The organism is Streptomyces sp. NPDC052396, assembly GCF_044593195.1.
Classification (GTDB): Bacteria; Actinomycetota; Actinomycetes; order Streptomycetales; family Streptomycetaceae; genus Streptomyces.
This window is the reverse complement of the sequence record NZ_JBIUAW010000040.1, coordinates 1-1,396: the sequence shown is the minus strand read 5'-3', so window position 1 is coordinate 1,396 and position 1,396 is coordinate 1. Positions and strand designations below refer to the sequence as shown.

General features: G+C 67.0%; 1 protein-coding gene. It reads left to right on the top strand.

What is annotated here, in order from left to right:
• The first annotated feature begins 88 nt into the window (after nt 1–88).
• A complete protein-coding gene (locus ACIHFE_RS34510; protein ID WP_400113037.1) occupies nt 89–1,360 on the top strand; it encodes an IS256 family transposase in 1,272 nt (423 codons plus the stop codon).
• Nucleotides 1,361–1,396: the final 36 nt, after the last annotated feature.

Below are 1,396 nucleotides of genomic sequence, written 5' to 3'. Positions count from 1 at the left end.
GAGCGTGTCTGAAAGATCGTGTAAGTCCGTGATGTGACAGGCTGGCCGGGGCCTTGACCTGGGCCTTTGCCAGCCGGGACGGACGGACATGAACGACAAGGACATCCCGGCCATCGAGCCGGTCGAGGACAAGCTGGTGGACGAGGTCGTCGAGCGGCTGATGGACCGCGCCGACGCCTCGGGTGCGGCCTTGCTGGGCGAGGGCGGGCTGCTGACAGAGGTCACCCGGGCCGTGCTGGAACGGGCCCTGGACGCGGAGATGACCGAACACCTCGGCTACGAGAAGCATGACCCGGCAGGCCGCGGCTCGGGCAACAGCCGCAACGGGACCTCACCGAAAACGGTGCTGACCGACGCCGGAGCGGTCACGCTGGCCGTGCCGAGGGACCGCGACGGGAGTTTCGAGCCACGGCTGGTGCCCAAGCACGCCAGGCGGCTGGCGGGGTTCAACGAACAGGTCCTGTCGCTGTACGCGCGTGGCATGAGCGTGCGCGACATCCGCTCGCACCTGGCCGGCATGTACGGCGTCGAGGTCTCCGCGGACCTGATCAGCAAGGTCACCGACGCCGTTGCCGACGAGCTTGATGCCTGGCAGAACCGGCCGCTGGACGCGGTGTGGCCGATCATCTACATCGACGCGCTGCGGGTGAAGATCCGTTCCGGGTCCGTGGCTTCCCGGCCCGTCTACCTCGCTGTCGGGGTGGACATGGACGGCTGCAAGGACGTGCTCGGCCTGTGGGCCGGCGAGGAAGGCGAAGGCGCCACGACCTGGATGACCGTGCTGTCCGAGCTTCGCAACCGCGGAGTCGAGGACGTGTGCATCGTCGCCTGCGACGGGCTGAAGGGCCTGCCCGAGGCGGTCACCGCAACCTGGCCCAAGGCCACCGTGCAGACCTGCGTGATCCACTTGATCCGCGCGTCGCTGCGGTTCGCCTCCAAGCAGCATCATGCCCGGCTGGTCACGGAGTTGAAGGACATCTACACCGCGTCGACCGAGCAGGCCGCCGAACAGGCCCTGGCCGACTTCGCCGCGGGCGAGCTGGGCCAGAGGTATCCCGCGATCGTGCGGACCTGGCAGGCCGCCTGGAACGAGTTCATCCCTTACCTGGCCTTCCCGCCGGAGATAAGGAAGGTCGTCTACTCGACGAACCTGATCGAGTCGATCAACGCACGGCTGCGGAAAGCCACCCGAAACCGCGGGCACTTCCCCTCCGAACAGGCCGCGCTGAAGGTGCTCTACCTCGCCGTCCGCGAGCTGATCACCCCCAAAGCGCGCGATGTCAACCACGTCGCGCCACACTGGAAGAAGGCGCTGAACCAGTTCTCACTCTTCTTCGAGGACCGGCTCAACGCCACATGAAAGCCAGGGACTTACACAAAGTCCCGGATACGCCCC

What these genes read in the sequence shown, in the direction of transcription:
- ACIHFE_RS34510 (WP_400113037.1), top strand. Translation starts at nt 89, where the DNA reads ATGAACGACAAGGACATCCCGGCCATCGAGCCGGTCGAGGACAAGCTG.